This is a genomic window from Streptomyces sp. NPDC002701, assembly GCF_042889045.1.
Taxonomy (GTDB): Bacteria; Actinomycetota; Actinomycetes; order Streptomycetales; family Streptomycetaceae; genus Streptomyces.
In genome coordinates this window covers 78,857-97,191 of the sequence record NZ_JBIAQL010000018.1, presented here as the reverse complement: position 1 = coordinate 97,191, position 18,335 = coordinate 78,857, and the positions used below count along the sequence as shown (strand labels likewise).

At 69.4% G+C, this 18,335-nt stretch carries 12 protein-coding genes; 6 read left to right on the top strand and 6 right to left on the bottom strand.

The genetic code is table 11. From position 1 onward, the window contains the following. Window positions 1-32: 32 nt before the first annotated feature. Both ACFYXC_RS32770 and ngcE read right to left on the bottom strand, forming a co-directional pair. Complete coding sequence (locus ACFYXC_RS32770; RefSeq protein WP_388908119.1) at window positions 33-962, bottom strand: carbohydrate ABC transporter permease; 930 nt, start codon at window positions 960-962, stop codon at window positions 33-35. Window positions 963-1,098: 136 nt separating this feature from the next. Next, on the bottom strand, window positions 1,099-2,547 hold the full coding sequence (gene ngcE, locus ACFYXC_RS32765) for an N-acetylglucosamine/diacetylchitobiose ABC transporter substrate-binding protein (protein ID WP_388908121.1): 1,449 nt from the start codon (window positions 2,545-2,547) through the stop codon (window positions 1,099-1,101). Window positions 2,548-3,243: 696 nt separating this feature from the next. Here ngcE and ACFYXC_RS32760 point away from each other — a divergent pair. After that, window positions 3,244-6,984 (top strand): GH92 family glycosyl hydrolase, encoded by a 3,741-nt coding sequence (locus ACFYXC_RS32760; protein ID WP_389555822.1) that lies wholly within the window; start codon window positions 3,244-3,246, stop codon window positions 6,982-6,984. An 813-nt stretch (window positions 6,985-7,797) separates the two neighbouring features. On the opposite strand, the gene ACFYXC_RS32755 is transcribed toward ACFYXC_RS32760, so the two are convergent. Beyond that, window positions 7,798-10,647 carry an aconitate hydratase gene (locus tag ACFYXC_RS32755; protein WP_388908123.1) on the bottom strand — a complete coding sequence of 950 codons (2,850 nt, stop codon included), beginning with the start codon at window positions 10,645-10,647 and terminating at the stop codon, window positions 7,798-7,800. Between the two features lie 406 nt (window positions 10,648-11,053). On the opposite strand from ACFYXC_RS32755, the gene ACFYXC_RS32750 reads away from it, so the two are divergent. Both ACFYXC_RS32750 and ACFYXC_RS32745 read left to right on the top strand, forming a co-directional pair. After that, window positions 11,054-11,251, top strand: coding sequence for a DUF4236 domain-containing protein (locus ACFYXC_RS32750; RefSeq protein ID WP_389555757.1), 198 nt, complete (start codon window positions 11,054-11,056; stop codon window positions 11,249-11,251). A gap of 63 nt (window positions 11,252-11,314) precedes the next feature. Further along, the gene (locus ACFYXC_RS32745; RefSeq protein WP_388908127.1) at window positions 11,315-12,844 is read left to right on the top strand and encodes a helix-turn-helix domain-containing protein; all 1,530 of its coding nucleotides are present in this window, start codon (window positions 11,315-11,317) and stop codon (window positions 12,842-12,844) included. Window positions 12,845-13,146: 302 nt separating this feature from the next. Here ACFYXC_RS32745 and ACFYXC_RS32740 read toward each other — a convergent pair whose 3' ends face one another. Next, window positions 13,147-13,587, bottom strand: coding sequence for a DUF6299 family protein (locus ACFYXC_RS32740; protein WP_389555755.1), 441 nt, complete (start codon window positions 13,585-13,587; stop codon window positions 13,147-13,149). A 232-nt stretch (window positions 13,588-13,819) separates the two neighbouring features. Here ACFYXC_RS32740 and ACFYXC_RS32735 point away from each other — a divergent pair, with 232 nt between their 5' ends. The 3 genes from ACFYXC_RS32735 (at window position 13,820) to ACFYXC_RS32725 (ending at window position 15,793) form a co-directional block, all read left to right on the top strand. Then, window positions 13,820-14,023, top strand: a complete 204-nt coding sequence (locus tag ACFYXC_RS32735; protein WP_388908131.1) for a DUF5999 family protein — start codon at window positions 13,820-13,822, stop codon at window positions 14,021-14,023. 247 nt (window positions 14,024-14,270) lie between these two features. Then, window positions 14,271-15,110 carry a PaaX family transcriptional regulator C-terminal domain-containing protein gene (locus tag ACFYXC_RS32730; protein WP_389555753.1) on the top strand — a complete coding sequence of 280 codons (840 nt, stop codon included), beginning with the start codon at window positions 14,271-14,273 and terminating at the stop codon, window positions 15,108-15,110. A 209-nt stretch (window positions 15,111-15,319) separates the two neighbouring features. Beyond that, a complete protein-coding gene (locus ACFYXC_RS32725; protein ID WP_389555752.1) occupies window positions 15,320-15,793 on the top strand; it encodes an ATP-binding protein in 474 nt (157 codons plus the stop codon). Between the two features lie 6 nt (window positions 15,794-15,799). Here ACFYXC_RS32725 and argF read toward each other — a convergent pair whose 3' ends face one another. Together argF and ACFYXC_RS32715 are read right to left on the bottom strand one after the other, a co-directional pair. Further along, on the bottom strand, window positions 15,800-16,807 hold the full coding sequence (gene argF / locus ACFYXC_RS32720; RefSeq protein WP_389555750.1) for an ornithine carbamoyltransferase: 1,008 nt from the start codon (window positions 16,805-16,807) through the stop codon (window positions 15,800-15,802). Window positions 16,808-16,995: 188 nt separating this feature from the next. Continuing rightward, window positions 16,996-18,222 carry an arginine deiminase gene (locus ACFYXC_RS32715; protein WP_389555749.1) on the bottom strand — a complete coding sequence of 409 codons (1,227 nt, stop codon included), beginning with the start codon at window positions 18,220-18,222 and terminating at the stop codon, window positions 16,996-16,998. Window positions 18,223-18,335 lie beyond the last annotated feature (113 nt).

Sequence of the window (18,335 nt, the reverse complement as noted above, 5' to 3'; positions counted from 1 at the left end):
GCCTCCTCGCGGCTCGGTCTGCATGGTGCGCATCAGTACTCCAGCCGCTCGCGCCGGCCCAGTTTCATCACGACGGCCACGAACAGCAGCGTCACGACCAGCAGGGCGACACCGATCGTCGTCGCGTAGGCGGCCTGGCCGTCGCGGAACGCCTTCTGGTAGACGTACAGCGGCAGGACGGTCGTCGAGTAGTCGGGGCCGCCGCCGTTCGGGCCCACGGTCATGATCTGCACGACCGCGAAGGACTCCGCGCCGAGCGCCAGGATGCCCACATAGGCCCAGCCGGACTGCACGGTGTCCCAGAGCAGCGGCAGGGTGATCTTGAAGAAGGTCGTGATGCGGTTCGCGCCGTCCAGCAGCGCGGCCTCGTAGTAGTCCTTGGGGATCGAGGCCATGCCCGCGGAGAAGAGCACCACGAAGAAACCGACGGTGCACCAGACGAGGACCGCGAAGACGCACCACAGCGCGAGGTCGGGGTCGCCGAGCCAGTCGGGCTGGACACTGTCCAGACCCACCGCCTGCAGACCGGAGTTGATCGCACCGCTGTTGGGGTTGTACGCGAACTGGAACAGCAGCGCGACGATCGCGATCGACAGCACCTGCGGAAAGAAGTAGACCACTTTGTAGAAGGAGGAGCCGCGGACTCCCGAGATCGCGGCGTTCTTCCGGCGCCGTCCGCCGACATTGAGCATGAAGGCGAAGAACAGCGCCATGGTGAGGGTCACCAGCGGAAGCAGCAGGACGAACAGCACGCTGTGCTGCAACGACTTCCAGAAAACCTCGTCGTCGAGCATTCTCGTGTAGTTCTTGAAGCCCACCATCTCGAACTCGGGGCTCAGACCGCTCCAGTCCGTGAACGAATAGTAGATGGACTGGATGAAGGGCCAGATCACGAAGAGGCCGTAAATGGCCAGAGGGGCTGTCAAGAACCCCACGATGAAACGGTATTTGCCGTGTTGCATTCCTACCGACCCGATCTTCCCGCGGGGGCTGCCGTCGATGCCGCACATCCAGGTCCTGTCTCGGGGAGACAGAGCGTCTCGGGGAGACAGAGCAGGGAGCCGGGGCCCCGGACACCGCCCGGGGCCACGGCCGCGCTCACTGGTGCTTGTAGTGCTGGATGTTGTCGTCCTTGGCCGCCTCGTCGGCGTAGCCCTGGATCTTCTTGATGGCCTCGGCCGGGGTGAGCCGGCCCGCCATCATCTCGCCCAGGCCGCCGACGCCGATCTTCTCCTTCTGGAGCGCCACGTACCAGTCCTGGATGCGCGGGTTGACCACGTTGTCGCCGGCCTTCTCCAGGGCCGCGACACCGGACTTCAGACCCGGCGTCAGCTCGATGCCGTCGGTGCCGCCGTTGAACGCGGTCAGCGACTTGACGGACGAGGTGAAGTTCTTCGACGACGCCTCGCTGAGCATGATGCGCAGCTGCTCCATGCCGCCGTCGGTGTTCTTGGCCTTCGCCGGGACGATGAAGGGCTCACCGCCGGACGCCCAGATGGTGCCGAAGGGCATCTTGTCCGAGCCGTCGATGCCGCTGGGCGCGTTCACCGCGAGGTCGAAGTCCTTCGGCATGGTCTTCGCCGCCTCGTTCTCCACCCAGGAGCCGTTCGGGATGAAGAGCGCCTTGCCCTCGGTCCAGGCGGTCTGGGACTGGATGTGGTCCAGGCCCGGGGTGCCCTTGAGGATGTAACCCTTCTTGTAGAGCTCGTAGTACGCCTCGAAACAGGTCTTGACCGCGGGGTGCTTCCACGCGTTCGGTTCGAGGTTGTCGATGGCGTCGAGGACCTCGCGGCCGCCGACCTTGGCGATCATCGGGTAGAGCGAGAAGGGGATGTAGTACGGGTGCTTGCCCGCGTACGTCCAGCCCGCGATGCCCTTCTTCTTCGCCTTGGCGCAGACCGCGAGCATGTCGTCCCAGGTCTCCGGGTACGTGGCGTCGAGCGACTCCAGCGCCTTCTGCGAGTACCACACGCCGTAGACGGTGTACGCGTAGTACATGATCCAGACCGGGTCGCCGTCGAACTGGCCCATCTCGACGATGCCCGGGCGCAGCGTGTCCCGGACCTTCTTGGCCGGGTCGTCGACGGACGGCGCGTCGAGGAGCGGGGTGAGGTCGGCGAGCTGCTTCTTGCCGACCAGGACGCCCATGTCCATCTGCTCGGCGCCGGAGTTGTCGATGAGGTCGGGCGGGGTCCCCTGGTTGAAGCGCGGCTGCAGGACCGACTGGATCTTCTGGGTCGAGGAGAACTTGACCTTGGCCTCGGGGAAGTTCTTCTCGTAGACCGCCTTGGCGTCCTCGGCGTACTTCGTGCCGAAACCGCCGTCGAAGATGACGATCTCCAGCGGCGCGCTCTCGTTGACGGCGAGCGGGTTCTCCTTGGTCTTCTTGCCCTTGTCGACCTTTTCGTCGTCGCCGCTGTCACCGCTGGCGCACGCCGACAGGAAGCCCATCGTGGGAACGGTGATCAGACCGAGTGCGGCGGACCGCTTGATCAGGTCGCGGCGGCCGAAACCCCCACGGTTGTTGTGCGCGGAAGTGGATCCCATGCTCAAGTCCTCGCCTTCATCAGGACTCAGGCGGTGAACCGGACCCTCCCCGGCACCGCGGTCGGTACTGCATTACCCGGGGAGAATCCCCGGCCCCCCGGCAGGAAAAGCAGGTCGGAAGACTTGCCCGGCGCTTCCGCGGGAGGACGTCAGTAGAGCTGGATCGTGCGTGGAACAGCGGGAGTCGCGGAAATGCACGGCACATCGCCGATCACCGTGTCCCCCTTTGTCTCCGGCCCGTGTCCGCCGACGACCGGTTGTACGACGGGGCGGACGCCGACAGGTATAGTCCACTTCCCGCCAGCGGAGCAAGATCGAATGCACAGTTGGCCGACACTCTTTCCCGAAGTGAGACCTCGCGGAAATATGAGCTGCCCGCAGGCTTGCCGCACAGGTACTGATCAGGCAACGATCAGCGCCCGAACAGGAAGCGGACGACTGGGCCGTGCGTGCGGGCCGTCGGGCCTGCTGCCGGCATGGGCCCCGTACGCCTCGGGCAACGCCCTTGACATCAATCGCCACTTGACTCCCTACTGGACCTGCGCAGCGAAGTTGACAACGTTGTCCAGGCGCACGTGACAGGGAGGGTGCTGGCGCATGCACCACAGATCTCGGCAAGGTTCTTGGCACAGACCGCGGCTCGGAACACGCCAGGGGTGGGGTTCCACGGCGGTCCTCGGAGCGGCCGCCTTCGCACTGGTGGTGGCCTCACAGGGCGCCGCCGTGGCCCGTCCCGGTGAAGCGGCGGCCGCGGAGCGGGAGTTCGGCTCCTCCTTCGAGGCCGGCGACCCCGCACCCGACTGGCTCAACACGGTCGACACCACGGCCGACGGCACCAAGCGTGCCTCGGGCGTCGACGGCGGCTACACCACCGGCATCCCGGGCAATGTGACGGACCACGTCACCGACGTCCGCGCGAGCGCCGAGAACACCGGCGGGGGCGAGGTGAAGGAGAACCTCACCGATGTCGAGCCCGGCACCAAGTGGCTGACCTTCGCGCCCACCGGCTGGGCGGAGTTCGAGCTGGACGCCCCCGTCAAGCTGCTCACGTACGCGCTCACGTCGGCCAACGACCACGACGAGCGCGACCCCGTCGACTGGACCTTCCAGGGCTCCACGGACGGCAAGGACTGGAAGACCCTCGACACCCGGACCGGCGAGTCCTTCGGCGAGCGGTTCCAGACGAAGTCGTACAAGCTCGGCGAACCGGCCGAGTACCAGCACTTCCGGCTCGACATCACCAAGAACAACGGCGCCTCCGACGCCCTGCAGCTCGCCGACGTCCAGTTCTCCACGGGCGACGAGGAAGACCCCACGCCCAAGGACATGCTCTCCCTCGTGGACCGTGGCCCGAGCGGCTCCCCGACCGCCAAGTCGGGCGCGGGCTTCACCGGCAAGCGGGCCCTGCGCTACGCGGGTACGCACAACGGCGACGGCCGCGCCTACTCGTACAACAAGGTCTTCGACGTGAACGTGGCCGTGGGCCGCGACACCGAACTGGCGTACCGGATCTACCCGTCGATGGCGGACGGCGACCGGGACTACGACGCCACGAACGTGTCGGTGGACCTGGCCTTCACGGACGGCACCTACCTGAGTGAGCTGCGGGCCCAGGACCAGCACGGGTTCGCGCTGACACCGCAGGGCCAGGGCGCCTCGAAGGTGCTGTACGTCAACCAGTGGAACAACGTGACCTCGCGGATCGGCTCGGTCGCGGCCGGCCGCACGGTCGACCGCATCCTGGTCGCGTACGACTCCCCGAAGGGGCCCGCGAAGTTCCGCGGCTGGCTGGACGACGTGAACCTGAGCGTGAAGAGGCCCGAGAAGCCGAAGGCGCACCTCTCGGACTACGCGTCGACCATCCGCGGCACCAACTCCAGCGGCGGCTTCTCGCGCGGCAACAACTTCCCCGCGACGGCGGTGCCGCACGGCTTCAACTTCTGGACGCCGGTCACGAACGCGGGGTCGCTGAGCTGGCTGTACGACTACGCACGCGGCAACAACGCGGACAACCTGCCCACCATCCAGGCGTTCAGCGCCAGCCACGAGCCCAGCCCGTGGATGGGCGACCGGCAGACCTTCCAGGTGATGCCGTCGGCCGCGTCCGGCACCCCGGACACCGCCCGCACCGCCCGCGCGCTGCCCTTCAGCCACGAGAAGGAGACGGCACGCCCGTACTACTACGGGGTGACGTTCGAGAACGGGCTGAAGACGGAGATGACGCCGACCGACCACGCGGCGGCCATGCGGTTCACCTTCCCCGGTGACGACGCGAACGTCCTCTTCGACAACGTCACGGACCAGGCGGGCCTCACCCTCGACAAGGAGAGCGGCACCTTCACCGGCTACTCGGACGTGAAGTCCGGCCTGTCGACGGGCGCCACCCGCCTCTTCGTGTACGGGACCTTCGACGCGCCCGTGAAGGAGGGCGGCTCCGCCGGGGTCAAGGGCTACCTCAAGTTCGAGCCCGGCGCCGACCGCACGGTCACCCTGCGCATCGCGACGTCCCTGATCAGCATCGACCAGGCCAAGGACAACCTCCGCCAGGAGATCCCGGACGGCACGTCCTTCGACAAGGTCAAGTCCCGTGCCCAGCAGGCATGGGACAGGATCCTGGGCAAGGTCGAGGTCGAGGGCGCGACCCCGGACCAGCTGACGACGCTCTACTCCAGCCTCTACCGGCTGTACCTGTACCCCAACTCGGGCTTCGAGAAGGTCGGCGGCAAGTACCAGTACGCCTCGCCGTTCTCGCCGATGCCGAACCCGGACTCGCCGACGCACACCGGCGCGAAGATCGTCGACGGCAAGGTGTACGTCAACAACGGCTTCTGGGACACGTACCGGACGACCTGGCCCGCCTACTCGCTCCTCACGCCGGACAAGGCGGGTGAGATGGTCGACGGCTTCGTGCAGCAGTACAAGGACGGCGGCTGGACCTCACGCTGGTCCTCACCCGGTTACGCGGACCTGATGACCGGCACCTCCTCCGACGTGGCGTTCGCGGACGCGTACGTCAAGGGCGTCGACTTCGACGCGGAGTCGGCGTACGACGCGGCCGTGAAGAACGCGACCGTCGTGCCGCCCTCCTCGGGCGTGGGCCGCAAGGGCATGACCACCTCGCCCTTCATCGGCTACACGAGCACCGACACCCACGAGGGCCTGTCGTGGGCCCTGGAGGGGTACCTGAACGACTACGGCATCTCGAAGATGGGCGAGGCCCTCTACAAGAAGACCGGCAAGAAGAAGTACAAGGAGGAGTCCGCGTACTTCCTCAACCGCGCCCAGGAGTACGTCAACCTCTTCGACTCGAAGGCCGGCTTCTTCCAGGGCCGGGACGCCGAGGGTGACTGGCGGGTGGACTCCGAGAAGTACGACCCGCGCGTGTGGGGCTACGACTACACGGAGACCAACGGCTGGGGCTACGCCTTCACCGCCCCGCAGGACTCGCGCGGGCTCGCCAACCTGTACGGCGGCCGGTCGGGACTCGCGGAGAAGCTCGACACGTACTTCAGCACCCCGGAGACCGCCGCGCCCGAGTTCGTCGGCTCGTACGGGGGCGTCATCCACGAGATGACCGAGGCCCGTGACGTACGGATGGGCATGTACGGCCACTCCAACCAGGTGGCCCACCACGTCAACTACATGTACGACGCGGCCGGCCAGCCCTGGAAGACCCAGAAGAACGTGCGTGAGGTGCTCTCCCGCCTCTACACGGGCAGCGAGATCGGCCAGGGCTACCACGGTGACGAGGACAACGGCGAGCAGTCGGCCTGGTACCTCTTCTCCTCGCTCGGCTTCTACCCGCTGGTGATGGGCAGTGGCGAGTACGCCGTCGGATCGCCGCTGTTCAAGAAGGCGACCGTGCACCTGGAGAACGGCCGGAAGCTCGTCGTGAAGGCCCCGAAGAACAGCGCGAAGAACGTCTACGTGCAGGGCCTGAAGGTCAACGGCAAGTCCTGGAAGTCGACGTCGCTCCCGCACTCGCTCATCTCGCGCGGCGCGGTGATCGAGTTCGACATGGGCTCGAAGCCGTCCTCGTGGGGCACCGGCAAGAACGCGGCGCCCGTGTCGATCACGCAGGACGACGAGGTGCCGACGCCCCGGACCGACGCGCTCAGGGGCGAGGGCGCGCTGTTCGACGACACCTCGGCGACGAACGCCACCGTCGCGTCCGCGGACCTGCCGACCGCCGACCCGGTCAAGGCGGTCCAGTACACGCTGACGTCGGCCGAAGGGGCCAAGGCCCCGAAGGGCTGGGTCCTGCAGGGCTCGTCCGACGGGACGACGTGGAAGGACCTCGACAAGCGTTCCGGGCAGTCCTTCACCTGGGACAAGCAGACGCGGGCCTTCTCGGTCGCGGCGCCCGGCACGTACGCGAAGTACCGCCTGGTCCTCGACGGTGAGGCGACCCTGGCGGAGGTGGAACTGCTGCGCTGACGCACCGCGGCGGCGCACCGCGCTCCCCCGCGGAGAAACAGGAGAACACGCACGGCGCACACGGCGCCGGTCACGGCAGACCCGTGACCGGCGCCGTGTCGTCGGCGGGGGCGAGTCGGCGGCGGGGGTGTGTCGTCGACGGGGGTGTGTCGGCGGCGCGAGCCGTCGCCGGGGCTGGCCGTCGCCGCGGGCCGTCGCCGGGGCGGGACCCGGACGGATCGGCCGCTCGCCGCCAAACCTCAGAACCGGCTCAAGATTTCCCCTGGATCAGCTGTGCGGTCCGCGGGAGGAGTAGAGTCGGGCCCAGACCGCTGGACAACGTTGTCGTGTCCCACCGGTCCCCTCGGACAACTCCCATCCGGCCAGGATCCCCCCGACCTGCCCGGCTCGCGGACCCGGTGGATTACGGCCACCGGGTCCGCCCTGAGCGAGACGCCGTTCCGCTCGGCCCGACCGGCGTACGAGGGCGGTCGCCGTGTCACCTCCGGAGCCCGGGCACGGGGCAGGATGTGTGGGATGGGAGCGGCCCCGGGGGCGGGTTCCGGTCCACCCGAGATGGGAGCGCTCCCACCCCACGTGCCGTCGAAGCTAGCGCGGACCGGTACGGCTGTAAACGGTTGACGCGGGTGGGCCGTGCTCACACGGGTGCGGCTTCCGCGCCTGCGGGGCCTCGGGGCGGCTTCTGCTCGATTGCGAGCCGGGCCGCGGGACGGGCCCGACCGGCCGTCTGCGGGACGGCCGAGGGGCCGCATCCCCGGTTCGGGATGCGGCCCCTCGCCTGCCCTGCCGGGCGGCTGTCCGTGCGGCTGCCGTCTACTTGCGGATCAGGCTGCGCAGGACGTACTGCATGATGCCGCCGTTGCGGTAGTAGTCCGCCTCGCCGGGGGTGTCGATGCGGACGACCGCGTCGAACTCGACGCCCGTGTCGGTGGTGACCTTCACCGTGCGCGGGGTGGTGCCGTTGTTGAGTTCCTCGACACCGGTGAAGGAGAAGGTCTCCTCACCCGTGAGGCCGAGGGTCTCGGCGTTCTGGCCCTCCGGGTACTGGAGCGGCAGGACGCCCATGCCGATGAGGTTCGAGCGGTGGATGCGCTCGTACGACTCGGCGATGACGGCCTTGACGCCGAGGAGCGCGGTGCCCTTGGCGGCCCAGTCGCGCGACGAGCCCGAGCCGTACTCCTTGCCGGCCAGGATGGCCAGCGGGGTGCCCTGCTCGATGTAGTTGCGCGAGGCGTCGTAGATGAAGGAGACGGGCGCGTCCTCCTTCGTGAAGTCGCGGGTGTAGCCGCCCTCCGTGCCCGGCGCGATCTGGTTGCGCAGGCGGATGTTGGCGAACGTGCCGCGGATCATGACCTCGTGGTTGCCGCGGCGCGAGCCGTAGCTGTTGAAGTCACGGCGCTCCACACCGTGCTCGGTGAGGTACTTGCCGGCCGGGGTGTCGGCCTTGATGGCACCGGCCGGGGAGATGTGGTCGGTGGTGACCGAGTCGCCCAGCTTGGCCAGCACGCGCGCGCCGGTGATGTCGGAGACCGGGGTGGTCTCCATCGTCATGCCCTCGAAGTACGGGGGCTTGCGCACGTAGGTGGACTGCGGGTCCCACTCGAAGGTGTCGCCGGTGGGGATCGACAGGGCCTGCCACTGGGCGTCGCCCGCGAAGACGTCCTGGTAGGACTTGGTGAACATGTCCTCGCCGATGGCGTTCGCCACGACGTCGTTGACCTCGGCCTCGGTCGGCCAGATGTCCTGGAGGAAGACCGGCTTGCCCTCCTGGTCGGTGCCGAGCGCGTCCTTGGTGATGTCCACCTTCATGGACCCCGCGAGGGCGTACGCGACGACCAGCGGCGGGGAGGCCAGGTAGTTCATCTTGACGTCGGGGTTGATGCGGCCCTCGAAGTTCCGGTTGCCGGAGAGGACCGAGGTGACCGCGAGGTCGTTGTCGTTGACGGCCTTGGAGACCTCCTCCGGCAGCGGGCCGGAGTTGCCGATGCAGGTGGTGCAGCCGTAGCCGACGAGGTTGAAGCCGACCTTGTCGAGGTAGGGGGTGAGCCCCGCCTTGTCGAAGTAGTCGGTGACGACCTTGGAGCCCGGGGCGAGGGTGGTCTTGACCCACGGCTTGCGGGTCAGGCCCTTCTCCACGGCCTTCTTCGCGACGAGCGCGGCGGCGACCATGACGTACGGGTTCGAGGTGTTGGTGCAGGAGGTGATCGCGGCGACGGTGACGGCGCCGTGGTCGAGCTCGTACGTCGAGCCGTCGGGGGCGGTGACGGTGACCGGGTTCGACGGGCCGTCGCCCGCGACGGCGGCCGCGTGCTCCGGGGCACCGGAGCCGTTGTCGTCGTTGCCGTAGGCCGGGGCGTCGCTGGCCGGGAAGGACTCGGAGCTCGCCTCGTCCACCGGGGAGGCCACGCCGTGCGGCTTCTCCTGCGCCGGGACGCCGGGCTTGCGGCCGTCGCCGCCGGTGACACCGGCGGCGACGTAGTTGAGGACGTCGGCCTTGAACTGCTCGGCGGCGTTCGCGAGGACGATGCGGTCCTGCGGGCGCTTCGGTCCGGCGATGGAGGGGACCACGGTGGAGAGGTCCAGCTCCAGCTTCTCGGAGAAGTCGGGCTCGGCGGCCGGGTCGAGCCAGAGGCCCTGCTCCTTGGCGTACGCCTCGACGAGCGCGACCTGCTGCTCGTCGCGGCCGGTCAGCCGCAGGTACTTCAGGGTCTCGCCGTCGATCGGGAAGATCGCGGCGGTGGAACCGAACTCCGGCGACATGTTGCCGATGGTGGCGCGGTTGGCCAGCGACGTGGCGGCCACGCCCTCGCCGTAGAACTCGACGAACTTGCCGACGACGCCGTGCTTGCGCAGCATCTCGGTGATGGTCAGCACGAGGTCGGTGGCGGTGGTGCCGGCCGGCAGCTCGCCGGTCAGCTTGAAGCCGACGACGCGCGGGATGAGCATGGAGACCGGCTGGCCGAGCATCGCGGCCTCGGCCTCGATGCCGCCGACGCCCCAGCCGAGCACGCCGAGGCCGTTGACCATGGTGGTGTGGGAGTCGGTGCCGACGAGGGTGTCGGGGTACGCCTGGCCGCCTCGGACCATGACCGTACGGGCCAGGTGCTCGATGTTGACCTGGTGGACGATGCCGGTGCCGGGCGGGACGACCTTGAAGTCGTCGAACGCGGTCTGGCCCCAGCGCAGGAACTGGTAGCGCTCCTTGTTGCGGCCGTACTCCAGGTCGACGTTCTGCTTGAACGCGTCGTTCGTGCCGAACTTGTCGGCGATGACGGAGTGGTCGATGACCATCTCGGCCGGCGAGAGCGGGTTGACCTTCGCCGGGTCGCCGCCGAGCGCCTTGACGGCCTCGCGCATGGTGGCGAGGTCCACCACACAGGGCACGCCGGTGAAGTCCTGCATGATCACGCGGGCCGGCGTGAACTGGATCTCCTGGCTGGGCTGGGCCTGCGAGTCCCACCCGCCGAGAGCACGGATGTGGTCGGCGGTGATGTTCGCGCCGTCCTCGGTACGGAGCAGGTTCTCCAGCAGGACCTTGAGGCTGTACGGAAGGCGGGCCGAGCCTTCCACCTTGTCCAGCCGGAAGATCTCGTACGACTCGTCGCCCACACTGAGCGTGCTACGGGCGTCGAAGCTGTTCGCCGACACGACAGTCTCCTTCATTGATGTGCGCGTACCACCGCATCCTGCCGCCACGCCCTCTTGGCCGATCCGGTGAGGGCGGGCTAAGTTAGGTAAGCCTTACCGCTCACTCACGGTCCGGGCGGCTGCGGCACGCCTCGGCAGATATCTCGATGTCGAGATAACTCTAGTACATGACCGCTGAACGGTCATGCCCGGAGGGTGTGTCCTGTCGCGCACGGAAGCCCGGCCACCCCGGGCAGCCGGGTGACACCGTTCCGCCACCCCATGCCTCCGGGGCGCCCGGGGAACCCGCCGGGGACCCACAAGCACCCCGCTGCACGTACGGGACCGGGGCGAACCCGGCCCGGTCGCAAGGCCGTTCGGCGTATCGGTCGGCTTCCGGGGTATCCGACAGCGGACGACAGTGGACGACAAGGAGGCACCCATGCCGCTCACATTCCGCAAGAGCTTCCGGATCCTGCCCGGCGTGCGGCTGAACATCAACAAGAAGTCGTGGTCCATCACCACGGGCGGCCGGAACGGGCCGAAGCAGACCCGCAGCAGCACGGGACGCCGGACCACCTCCATGGACCTCCCGGGCCCCTTCGGCTGGCGCAAGACCACCAACACCAAGCGCCACTGAGGCACCGTCACTCACTCGGCTCCCCCGAGTTGCCTCATCTCATATGTGAGATAGCCTGCCGTCATGGCAGACGACTACCTCGTACGCATCGGCAAGCTCATCCGTGACGCCCGTCAGCATCGGGGCTGGACACAGACGCAGCTCGCCGAGGCGCTCGGCACCAGTCAGAGCGCGGTGAACCGCATCGAGCGCGGCAATCAAAACATCAGCCTTGAGATGATCGCTCGAATCGGTGAAGCGCTGGACAGTGAGATCGTCTCGCTCGGCTACGCGGGCCCCATGCATCTGCGCGTGGTCGGCGGACGGCGGCTGTCCGGCGCGATCGACGTCAAGACCAGCAAGAACGCGTGCGTGGCGCTGCTCTGCGCGACCCTCCTGAACCGGGGCCGCACGGTGCTGCGCCGCGTCGCGCGCATCGAGGAGGTGTACCGCCTCCTGGAGGTGCTGGGCTCCATCGGCGTACGCACCCGGTGGATCAACGGCGGCGTGGACCTGGAGATCGTGCCGCCGGCCGAGCTGGACATGGCGTCCATCGACGAGACGGCCGCCCGCCGCACCCGCTCGATCATCATGTTCCTCGGCCCGCTGCTGCACCGCATGGACGGCTTCAAGCTGCCGTACGCGGGCGGCTGCGACCTCGGGACGCGGACCATCGAGCCGCACATGATCGCGCTGCGCCGGTTCGGGCTGGACATCGCGGCCACCGAGGGCATGTACCACGCGCGCGTGGACCGCAGGGTGACCCCCGGCCGGCCCATCGTGCTGACCGAGCGCGGCGACACGGTGACCGAGAACGCGCTGCTGGCCGCCGCGCGGCACGACGGCACGACCGTCATCCGCAACGCCTCCTCCAACTACATGGTCCAGGACCTGTGCTTCTTCCTGGAGGCGCTGGGGGTCCGGGTGGAGGGCATCGGCACCACGACCCTCACCGTGCACGGCGTGCCCACCATCGACGTGGACGTGGACTACTCGCCGTCCGAGGACCCGGTCGAGGCGATGAGCCTGCTGGCCGCGGCGGTCGTCACGGAGTCCGAGCTGACCGTGCGCCGGGTGCCGATCGAGTTCCTGGAGATCGAGCTGGCGGTCCTGGAGGAGATGGGCCTCGACCACGACCGCACCCCGGAGTACGTCGCGGACAACGGCCGCACGCGCCTGGTGGACCTGACCGTCCGCCCCTCGAAGCTCGAAGCCCCGATCGACAAGATCCACCCGATGCCGTTCCCGGGCCTGAACATCGACAACGTCCCGTTCTTCGCGGCGATCGCGGCGTCCGCTCAGGGCCAGACCCTGATCCACGACTGGGTCTACGACAACCGCGCGATCTACCTCACGGACCTGAACCGCCTCGGCGGCCGCCTCCAGCTCCTCGACCCGCACCGCGTCCTGGTCGAGGGCCCCACGCGCTGGCGTGCCGCGGAGATGATGTGCCCGCCGGCGCTGCGGCCCGCGGTCGTGGTGCTCCTGGCGATGATGGCGGCGGAGGGCACGTCGGTACTCCGCAACGTGTACGTCATCAACCGCGGCTACGAGGACCTGGCCGAGCGGCTCAACTCGGTGGGGGCGCAGATCGAGATCTTCCGGGACATCTGAGCGGCGCCCGACGGGTGTCCCGCACGGCAGCCCTGCCGGGCAGGACCGGACCGGGGCGGGGCGGGGCGGGTCCCGCCGGACGAGGCAGCCGTGCACGAGTGCCGGGCACCTGACGGCCCGTCGCGCGGACGGGTGGGCCGGAGACGCGCCGACGCGGCCCGCCCGCCGAGCCCGCGGGTTCCGAGAATCCCGCGAAGCTCAGCGCGCGGACCGCGTCGTGGCGTCAAGTCGCCCGGCCTCCACGTGGCATGACGTGGCGTGGCCTCGAAGCGGCGGGCGGGGCGGCGCGGCCCGGTCGGTGGCTAGCCGACGAGTGTGATGTCCCGCTCCTGCGCCGCGTGGAACATCGGCAGCGGCAGGCCGCTCGAGCGCAGTTCCATCAGCGTCGCCTCGACCTTCGCCGCGCCCGGCTTGAACCGGCCCGGCTCCGTGCGGTCGGTGTTCGTCCAGCGGTGCTGGGCGCCGTCGCACACCGCGGTGGTGCCGCCCACGCCCTTGCGCCGGTCCGGTTGGCCCTGGCTCAGGGAGGAGCTGACGAAGACGGGCCCGGTGCCGCCCGTACAGCGGTACGTGCCGGACAGGGTGACCGTGCCGTCCGCGGCGAGACGGCCCGTCGGATCGACCGTCACCGTGTCCGACGGGCCGGCCGATCCGGCCGGTCGGGACAGGGCGTCCGCGGACGGCGCGGCGAGCAGCAGCAGTACCGCGCCGACGGCTGTGGCCATGACCTGGTGCAAGCGCATGGGAGTACCTCCTGGGGTGGGGCCTCCACAGGTACCGGCCCGACGCGTCCGCGCGCGTCATCCTCACCCCTTTGGTGGCGAGTCCGCACCGTCCGTCCCCGGCTCGTCCGAGTGTTGTCCGCGTGTTGTCACGTTTCCCCTCGGGCTGTTCCGATGAGTTCGCGGTGGGCGCATGGTCTATCCATACGGACGACGAAAACGCCGCCCAACTCCTCGTAGCTGGAGGCCCATCATGTGTTCTCGCCAGCCTTCGTGCCCGTCCGCCGACCGCTCCGGCCGCGGTGGCGCGCACATCGTCTCCGCGCACCCCGAGCAGGGCTGGTACCTGCTGTGCGACGGCGCGATCGTCTTCGACGACACCGGCGCGCTGCTCCCCGACGGACAGGTCGTCGCTCCGCACCGGGTGCCCGCCGGTCAACTGACCATCGCCGCCTGACATCGACGCCTGACATCCGACGCCCGGCGTCGCTACGCTTCCGGTGCGACCCCATCGCGACGAGGGGCGGACCGGACGGAGCCCAGGTGTTCCCGGCATGCCGCGCCACCGAGTGCCCCGGCAGGCGCCCCCGTCGACACCCGTCCCCGCGCACGCTCCCCGCTTCCCGGCCGACCGCCCGCGCCGCCCGTCGCCCGGTGAACCGCTGTCCCTGCAGGGCGATCCCGCGTGACCGTGACGATCTAGAGTGATCGACGTGTCCGAGCAGCACGCACCCCGGTCCCTCATCGTCACCTTCTACGGCGCGTACGGCCGCTTCGCCCCCGGTCCCGTACCCGTGGCCGAGCTGATCCGACTCCTCGCCGCGGCCGGTGTCGACGCGCCCTCCGTGCGATCGTCGGTCTCCCGGCTCAAACGCCGCGGGCTGCTGCTGCCGGCCCGTACCGCGGCGGGCTCGGCCGGATACGTCCTGTCGCCGGACGCGCGGCAGCTCCTCGACGACGGTGACCGCCGGGTCTACGCGGCCTCGCCGCCCGAGGACGACACCTGGGTGCTGGCGGTGTTCTCCGTGCCGGAGTCCGAGCGGCACAAGCGTCACGTGCTGCGCTCCCGCCTGGCCGCCCTCGGCTTCGGGACGGCCGCCCCCGGGGTGTGGATCGCCCCGGCCCGCCTCCACGAAGAGGTCCGCCACACGCTGGAACGGCTCCGTCTCGACACGTACGTGGACCTGTTCCGCGCCGAGCACCTGGGGTACGCGCCGACGGCGGAGGCGGTCGCACGCTGGTGGGACCTGGCCGCGATCGCCAAGCAGCACGAGGCATTCCTCGACCGTCACGCGCGCGTACTGCACGACTGGGAGACGCGGACGGACACGCCGGCCCAGGAGGCGTACCGCGACTACCTCCTCGCCCTGGACTCCTGGCGCCATCTCCCGTACGCCGATCCGGGACTGCCTCCCGCGCTGCTGCCCGAGGACTGGCCAGGGGCCCGCTCGGCGGCCGTGTTCCGGGCCCTGCACGAGCGGCTGCGGGACGCCGGGGCGGCCTTCGCCGGTGTGTCGGACGTACCGGCGGGCCCCGGTACCTGAGTCCTCACGACGTGAGCCGTCGCGCGACCGGTCACCGCGTCACGGCTCGTCGATGGCTCGGTAACAGCGGGAGCCGGGCGGGGCCGCCGGACCGTTCCTCCGGGTAGGCGGCCCGACACCGGGCCGAACGTCCCGGGAAACGCCCGCCGAGCGCCTCTGTCGGGGTGCGACGTATCATTCCTAAAGTTGAAAGCAGGACATCCTGCTCCATGAACGGATCCGCCTTGTACGAGCCCTCCGCCCCAGCCTCCTGGCGCATCGCCCTGCCGCACTCCGTCGCGGCCGTGCCGGTCGCCCGCGCCCTGGTGCGTACCGCGCTGGCGGAGATCGAGCACACCGCCGACTGCGACACCGCGGAACTGCTCACCGCCGAGCTGGTGGCCAACGCCGTGGAGCACACCACGGGCGACGCGCCCATAGAGCTGGTCGTGGAACTGCTGCCCACCGGCTGCCAGGTCGAGGTGCACGACTGCGACCCGTCCCCGCCGGGCGACCTCACGGTCCCCGCCCCGTCGCCCGAGCCCGACCCCTGGCAGGAACACGGCCGCGGGCTGCTGCTGATCCGTACCCTCAGCTCGTCGTGCGGCCACCGCCCCACGGAGTCCGGCAAGGCGGTCTGGTTCCGGCTCCCGGTGATACCGCACCAGCGGAAGCCGTCGTCACAGCCCTCGCACCGGGCGTGACACCGCTCAGGCCAGCGTCGCCACCAGTACGGCCTTGATCGTGTGCAGCCGGTTCTCCGCCTCGTCGAAGACGACCGAGTGCACCGACTCGAAGACCTCGTCGGTGACCTCCAGGGAGTCCAGGCCGTGCCGCTCGTGGATCTCGCGACCCACCTTGGTGCCCAGGTCGTGGAAGGCGGGCAGGCAGTGCAGGAACTTGACGTCGGCGTTCCCCGTGGCCCGCAGGACGTCCGTCGTCACGGCGTACGGGCCGAGGGCGGCGATGCGCTCGTCCCAGACCTCCTTCGGCTCCCCCATGGACACCCACACGTCCGTGGCGACGAAATCGGCCCCCCGGACCCCTTCGGCGACGTCCTCGGTGAGCGTCACCCGCGCCCCGCTGCGCACGGCGAGTTCCCGCGCCCGCGCCACGACGTCCTCGGCGGGCCAGTACGCCTTCGGGGCGACGATCCGCACGTCCATGCCGAGCAGCGCGCCGGTGACCAGGTACGAGTTGCCCATGTTGAAGCGGGCGTCGCCCAGGTAGGCGAAGGTGATCCCGTCCAGCGGCTTGGCGCAGTGCTCGGTCATCGTGAGCACGTCGGCCAGCATCTGGGTCGGGTGCCAGGCGTCGGTCAGGCCGTTGTAGACGGGCACGCCGGCGTGGGCGGCCAGTTCCTCGACACTCGCCTGGCTGTCCCCCCGGTACTGGATCGCGTGGTACATCCGGCCCAGCACCCGCGCGGTGTCCTTGACCGACTCCTTGTGGCCTATCTGGGAGCCGGACGGGTCGAGGTACGTGGTCGAGGCGCCCTGGTCCGCCGCCGCGACCTCGAAGGCGCAGCGCGTGCGCGTCGACGTCTTCTCGAAGATCAGCGCGATGTTCCGGCCCCGCAGGTACTGGGTCTCCGTCCCGGCCTTCTTCGCCGCCTTCAGCTCGGCGGCGAGCCCGAGCAGGCCGCGGAACTCCTCCTGCGTGAGGTCCAGCTCCTTGAGGAAGTGGCGGCCGGCGAGGGCGTACGGGACTGTCGCCATGAGGGCGCTCCAGGGTTACGTAAACAGGGACTCTTGGAATTCTATACGACGCCCCACATTTCTATACGGCCTCGGTCGACCCCACCACCGGCCCCACCATCGGCCCCACCACGGCCCCAGCGGCCGCACCTGTCCCACGGGCCCCTGCCGGGCTCCCCCGGGCCCGGACCCGCGGGGCACCCACCCCCTCAGCCCACGGGATCCCGCTGGACCGGGCAGCTCATACAGCGCGGGCCGCCCCTGCCCCGCCCCAGCTCGCTGCCCGGGATCTCGATCACCTCGATGCCCTGCTTGCGCAGATGCGTGTTGGTGGTCTGGTTCCGCTCGTACGCGACGACGACGCCCGGTTCGACCGCGAGGACGTTGCAGCCGTCGTCCCACTGCTCGCGTTCGGCGGCGTGGACGTCCTGGGTGGCGGTCAGCACCCGGATCCGGTCCAGCCCGAGCGCGGCGGCGACCGCGCGGTGCATGTGCTCCGGCGGGTGGTCGGTGACCTTCAGTTCCTTGTCCCCGACGCCCGGTTCGATCGTGTAGGAGCGCAGCATCCCGAGCCCCGCGTACTGGGTGAAGGTGTCGCCGTCGACCATCGTCATCACCGTGTCGAGGTGCATGAGGGCACGCTTCTTGGGCATGTCGAGCGCCACGATGGTCTGCGCCGAGCCGGTGGCGAAGAGCTTGTGCGCGAGCATCTCGACGGCCTGCGGGGTGGTGCGCTCACTCATGCCGATGAGGACGGCGCCGTTGCCGATGACGAGCACGTCACCGCCCTCGATGGTGGACGGGTAGTCGGCCTGCCCCTCGGACCAGACGTGGAACGCCTCGCGGCGGAACAGCGGATGGTGCCGGTAGATCGCCTCGAAGTGCACGGTCTCGCGTCTGCGCGCCGGCCACCGCATGGCGTTGATGGAGACGCCGTCGTAGATCCAGGCGGAGGTGTCACGGGTGAAGAGGTGGTTGGGCAGCGGCCCGAGCAGGAAGTCGTCGAGGTCCATGACGTGGAAGCGCACGGACGTCGGCTCCGGGTGCGCCTCCAGGAACTCCCGCTTGGTCATGCCGCCGACCAGCGCCTCGGCCAGCTCACCCGCCGGCAGGGCCTCGAAGACGGCGCGCAGGTGGTCGGTGGCGAGCGGCCCGTACTCCTTCTCGTCGAAGACCCGGTCCAGGACGAGGGACCGGGCCTCCGGGATGGCCATGGCCTCGGTCAGCAGGTCACCGAAGAGGTGGACGGTGACTCCGCGGTCGCGCAGGACGTCCGCGAAGCCGTCGTGCTCGGCGCGCGCCCGGCGCACCCAGAGCACGTCGTCGAAGAGCAGGGCGTCCTTGTTGCTGGGGGTGAGCCTTTTGAGCTCGAGATCCGGCCGGTGCAGGATGACGCGGCGCAGCCGCCCGGCCTCGGAGTCGACGTGAAATCCCATGACTCCATCCTGACCACGGAGGGAGCGGTTGACCCGCGGACGGGCGGATTAATCGAATTGTTCGACCTTCCGTTCTCGTCCTCTTGACGATAAGCGGAGCGGTCCATTATCGT

What these genes read in the sequence shown, in the direction of transcription:
- ACFYXC_RS32715 (WP_389555749.1), bottom strand. Translation starts at nt 18,222, where the DNA reads ATGGGATTTCACGTCGACTCCGAGGCCGGGCGGCTGCGCCGCGTCATC.
- ngcE (WP_388908121.1), bottom strand. Translation starts at nt 2,547, where the DNA reads ATGGGATCCACTTCCGCGCACAACAACCGTGGGGGTTTCGGCCGCCGC.
- argF (WP_389555750.1), bottom strand. Translation starts at nt 16,807, where the DNA reads ATGGCGACAGTCCCGTACGCCCTCGCCGGCCGCCACTTCCTCAAGGAG.
- ACFYXC_RS32740 (WP_389555755.1), bottom strand. Translation starts at nt 13,587, where the DNA reads ATGCGCTTGCACCAGGTCATGGCCACAGCCGTCGGCGCGGTACTGCTG.
- ACFYXC_RS32750 (WP_389555757.1), top strand. Translation starts at nt 11,054, where the DNA reads ATGCCGCTCACATTCCGCAAGAGCTTCCGGATCCTGCCCGGCGTGCGG.
- ACFYXC_RS32770 (WP_388908119.1), bottom strand. Translation starts at nt 962, where the DNA reads ATGCAACACGGCAAATACCGTTTCATCGTGGGGTTCTTGACAGCCCCT.
- ACFYXC_RS32745 (WP_388908127.1), top strand. Translation starts at nt 11,315, where the DNA reads ATGGCAGACGACTACCTCGTACGCATCGGCAAGCTCATCCGTGACGCC.
- ACFYXC_RS32725 (WP_389555752.1), top strand. Translation starts at nt 15,320, where the DNA reads ATGAACGGATCCGCCTTGTACGAGCCCTCCGCCCCAGCCTCCTGGCGC.
- ACFYXC_RS32755 (WP_388908123.1), bottom strand. Translation starts at nt 10,647, where the DNA reads ATGAAGGAGACTGTCGTGTCGGCGAACAGCTTCGACGCCCGTAGCACG.
- ACFYXC_RS32735 (WP_388908131.1), top strand. Translation starts at nt 13,820, where the DNA reads ATGTGTTCTCGCCAGCCTTCGTGCCCGTCCGCCGACCGCTCCGGCCGC.